3 protein-coding genes and 1 pseudogene are annotated in these 4,761 nt (G+C 60.6%); all 4 read right to left on the reverse strand.

What is annotated here, in order from left to right:
- On the reverse strand, positions 1–1,515 hold a 1,515-nt coding region (gene arnT, locus FEM54_RS25010), incomplete at its 3' end, for a lipid IV(A) 4-amino-4-deoxy-L-arabinosyltransferase (protein WP_138453488.1).
- The gene (gene arnD / locus FEM54_RS25015) at positions 1,512–2,396 is read right to left on the reverse strand and encodes a 4-deoxy-4-formamido-L-arabinose-phosphoundecaprenol deformylase (protein WP_099549750.1); all 885 of its coding nucleotides are present in this window, start codon (positions 2,394–2,396) and stop codon (positions 1,512–1,514) included. The genes arnT and arnD, both read right to left, overlap by 4 nt.
- Positions 2,396–4,387, reverse strand: coding sequence for a bifunctional UDP-4-amino-4-deoxy-L-arabinose formyltransferase/UDP-glucuronic acid oxidase ArnA (arnA, locus tag FEM54_RS25020; RefSeq protein ID WP_017135715.1), 1,992 nt, complete (start codon positions 4,385–4,387; stop codon positions 2,396–2,398). The genes arnD and arnA overlap by 1 nt, the downstream gene beginning before the upstream one ends.
- A pseudogene (locus FEM54_RS25025) lies at positions 4,384–4,761 on the reverse strand (undecaprenyl-phosphate 4-deoxy-4-formamido-L-arabinose transferase); the annotation flags it as partial. The gene arnA and the pseudogene FEM54_RS25025, both read right to left, overlap by 4 nt.

Here is a 4,761-nt window from a genome sequence, read left to right on the forward strand (position 1 = left end):
CGCCTCGCTCATCCATTGCTGGACGTCGGCGGTGCCGATCTTGCGATACGCAGTGTCTGGATAGGCAATGCCGTACTTCACTTCACCGACCGTGTTGTACAGCGCAACGTCCGGGCGGCCCAGGCGCCACGACAGCGCCGAGGCAGCGCCAAGGTCATTGCTGAGCAGTGCCGCGGTGGGTTGCAGTTCGGGCAAATGGTCGATAATGAACTGGTCCGGGGTCTTGTTATAAACCACCGAATGCGGAAGGGCAGCCGGCACCAGGGCCACCAGCAACCAACTGCCGATGGCCGGCGCAGCCCATAGCTTCAATGGGCGTGCAGCTTGCAGCAGGTTGACCACGATCCAGCCGAACAGGAACGTAAACACCAGCACCAGGCTGAAAGTCTCCTGACCCGGCTCATACACCGGTTTTTTCAATTGGAACCAACTGATGGCCAGCAACGCCACGATACCGATAGCCAGGTTCAACCAGCCGTTGATGCGCAAGGCGCGGCCATGGCCCTTGGCCAACTTGTCGCTTAGCGTCGAGCCCATCAACAGGGCCAAGGGCAGCAGGCACGGCATGACATAGGACGGCAGCTTGCCTTTGGCCAAACTGAAGAACGCCAGAGGCATCAACAGCCACAGCAGCAGGAACGCGGTCTTGGGCAGGCGCTTTTCCAGCCAGGCCTGTTTGACCGTGGACGGCAGCAGGGCGATCCATGGCAACGAGAACGCAACCATCAGCGGCAGGTAGAACCAGAACGGCTCGGCATGCTGGGCGTCATCGCCGGCAAAGCGTTGGATGTGCTCATGCCAGAAGAAGAAGTTCCAGTAGTCCGGCTCTTGCAGGTGCACGGCGAGTGCCCACGGCAGGCTGACGATAATTGCAACGGCCACAGCGACCACACCATAGCCAAGCAATTCACGAAAGCGTTTCTGCCAAATAGCGTAGGGCAGGGCGATCAACACTGGCAGCAGCCAGGCAAGAAACCCTTTGGTCATGAAGCCCATGCCGCAGGCAAAGCCGAGCAAGGCCCAAGACCCCAAGCGGCCGTTGCGCGTGGTGCTGTCGAAGCAGAACCACAGCGCAACGCCGGTGAGGTTGACCCAGAAGGTGAACTGCGGGTCCAGGTTGGCGTAACCACCAAGCAGCGCCACGCTGACAAAGCTCATGTACAGCACGCTGCTGACCAGGCTTTTTTGCGGGTTGTTCCACAGCCGGCGCGAGACCAGATAGACCAGCAGGATGCTCAGCCCGGTGCTCAAGGCCGACGCAAAGCGCACGCCGAACAGGTTCTGCCCGAAAATCGCCTGGCCCAGCGCGATCATCCAGTAGCCGGCAGCGGGTTTTTCGAAGTAACGGATACCCATGAAGTGCGGCGAGGCCCATTTGCCGGTCAGCAGCATTTCCTGGCTGATCTGCGCGTAACGGGTTTCATCCGGGATCCACAGGCCATGGCTGGCCAGTGGCAACAGGTAGAACACAGCAAACGCCAACAGGAGCAGGGGCAATGCCCAGCGCCGGATCATGCCTGCTGTACTCCGAGCCAACCCTCGCGGCCGCTGAGCGCGCCGCGTACCAGCTGTTGCTGGGGCAGGGTGGTCACATCCGCGGGCAACAGGTCGCCCAAGGGTTTGAAGTCAATGCCGCGCTGCCCGGCCTGGGCGAGCAGTTGGCGAAAATCTTCAGCCATCAGAATCCCTTCTACTTCTGCGTGGATCGTATAGACGTTCAGCTTCGACTCGGCGAACCGGTCAAGAATGAAGCCGTTGAAATCTTTGGCAGCCACCACCGGCCCGACGACTTCGTCGAAGGTCGGCAGGTCTACCGGAATTTGTGGGGTGCCCGCACTGCCATCGGCCAGGGTTGGTCGAAACAGGCTGGTGCCCCGGCAATCACTGTTGTAGCGAAAGTTGAAACCTTGCTTGGCTTGCACCACGCGCTCATCGGCACGCCAGCCGGCGGCTGCGGAACAGTCGATGCGCTCACCCAGGATGTCGCTCAGGGTGTCCACGCCTCGACGGATCTGCTCGACCAGCTGTGCGTCGCTCCAGCGCCCGGTGTTGGCTTGCCAGCCGTGATGGTCCCATGCGTGCAGGCCGACTTCATGGCCGGCGGCCTTGGCCTGGCGCATCAAGTGCCCCAGGTCACGGCCGATCGGCTTGCCTGGCCAGGCGGTGCCGGCCAGCAAGATGTCCCAGCCATAGAGGCCGGCAGCATTGGAACGCAGCATCTTCCACAGAAATTGCGGGCGGATAAGGCGCCACAAGTGGCGCCCCATGTTGTCCGGCCCGACGCTGAAGAAGAACGTCGCTTTTACCCCGGCTTCATCCAGGGATTCGAGCAACCGCGGCACGCCCTCACGGGTGCCACGGTAGGTGTCGACGTCGATTCGCAAGCCTGCCTGCATTACTTCTTGTCCGCGATTTCGAGCATGGCTTCTTTGAGGAAGAAGTCCAACGTGTTGCCGATGGTTTCGCTCATCTCAACGGTTGGCTCCCAGTTCAACAGGCGCTTGGCGTTTTCGATGCTTGGCTTGCGGTGCGCCACGTCCTGGTAACCGGTACCGTAGAACGCCTTGCTTTCTACGTCGCGGAAACCGGCGAACGGAGGGAAGTTGCTGCGCAGCGGGTGAGCTTCGAACTGACGCAGCAGTTCTTCGCCCAGCTGACGGATGCTGGCTTCGTTTTCCGGGTTGCCGATGTTGATGATCTGGCCGTTGCAGATATCGTTGTCGTTATCAATGATGCGTGCCAGTGCTTCGATGCCGTCGGCGATGTCGGTGAAGCAACGCTTCTGCTCACCACCGTCGAACAGGCGGATCGGGGTACCTTCCACCAGGTTCAGGATCAGCTGGGTGATGGCACGGGAGCTGCCGATACGTGCCGAGTCCAGACGGTCAAGGCGCGGGCCCATCCAGTTGAACGGACGGAACAGGGTGAAGTTCAGGCCCTTGTCGCCGTAAGCCCAGATCACGCGGTCCAGCAGTTGCTTGGAGACCGAGTAGATCCAGCGCTGCTTGTTGACCGGGCCAACCACCAGATTGGAGGTGTCTTCGTCGAAGTACTGGTCCTGGCACATGCCATAGACTTCGGAGGTCGACGGGAAGATCACGCGCTTGTTGTACTTGACGCAGTAGCGAACCAGTTTCAGGTTCTCTTCGAAGTCGAGTTCGAATACGCGCAGCGGGTTACGGGTGTATTCGATTGGCGTAGCGATGGCCACCAGCGGCAGGACCACGTCGCACTTCTTGATGTGGTACTCGATCCACTCGGAGTGGATGCTGATGTCGCCTTCCACGTAGTGGAAGTTCGGGTGGCTGCGCAGGCGCTCAATGGCGTCGGAGCCGATGTCCAGGCCGTAGATTTCATAACGGTCGTCACGCAGCAGGCGCTCGGACAGGTGGTTACCGATAAAGCCGTTCACACCCAGGATCAGTACACGAGTGCGACGTGGCTTGCGGCCGGACTCGGCGCCGCGCAGCACGGAACCGTCGACCAGGCCCAGTTCGTCAGCCAGGGAAGGGCCGGCCAGGTACAGGCCGTTTTCGTTGCGCTGGCCGAACTTGACCACCAGGGAATCTTCACCGCAGGCGATGCGCAGCGGGTTGACGCTGATCACACGGCCTGGCGCCAGGCCTTCGTTGCCCTTGACCACTTCAGCTTGCCAAACGATGAGTTTGTGCTCGCCGACAGCGCAGAATGCGCCTGGGTACGGTTGGGTCACGGCACGAACCAGGTTGAACAGCTCTTCAGCCGGTTTTTTCCAGTCCAGCTTGCCGTCAGCGGCAGTGCGGCGACCGAAGTAGGTGGCCTGGCTTTCGTTCTGGGCCGTTTCGGCCAATTTGCCTTGGGCCAGCTGTGGCAGGGCATCACGCAGCAAGTTGGTGGCCGCATCACGCAGTTTGGCGTGCAGGGTCAGGCCGGTGTCGGTGCGGTCGATAATGACTTTTTGCTGGGCCAGGATCGCGCCGGCATCGGCACGCTTGACCATGCGGTGCAGGGTCACGCCGGTTTCGGTTTCGCCGTTGACCAGCACCCAGTTGGCCGGAGCGCGGCCACGGTATTTAGGCAGCAAGGAACCGTGCAGGTTGAACGCGCCTTTTTTGGCAGTGGCCAGCAGGGCTTCGCTCAGCAGGTTGCGGTAGTAGAACGAGAAGATGAAATCCGGGTTCAGCTTGGCAATACGCTCGATCCACAGCGGGTGGTTGGCGTCTTCCGGAGCATGTACCGGGATGCCGTTGCGTGCGCAGAGTTGGGCGACGGAGCCGTAGAAATTGTTTTCCTTGGGGTCGTCGGCATGGGTGAACACGGCAGCAATGTCGTAGCCGGCGGTCAGCAGGGCTTCAATACCTGCACAGCCAATATCGTGGTAAGCGAAGACAACAGCTTTTGAATTCATGACGAAACCTGATCGGAAGGAGAAGTAGGAGAGTGGGAAGTTGTAAGGCCGTCGACCACGACGACCGGAGCCGGCTCTGCGGGTTGGTTACGCAGCACCTTTTCAATAAAGAACCGTGGACGGGCACGCACGTCACTGTACATGCGGCCCAGGTATTCACCCAAGAGGCCCATGCCGATGAATTGGCCGCCGGTGAACACAAACAGCACCGCGAACAGCACGAACATGCCTGAACCGGCCCATTCGGCGCCGAAGACCAAGCGCAGGAACACCAGCGCAAAGGCAAACAGCATGCCCAGTGCCGCGAGGCTGAAGCCGACGATGCTCAGCAGACGCAGCGGGGTGGTGGTCATGCAGGTCAGCAGGTCGAACAT

This window comes from Pseudomonas edaphica, from assembly GCF_005863185.1.
GTDB classification, from domain to species: domain Bacteria; phylum Pseudomonadota; class Gammaproteobacteria; order Pseudomonadales; family Pseudomonadaceae; genus Aquipseudomonas; species Aquipseudomonas edaphica.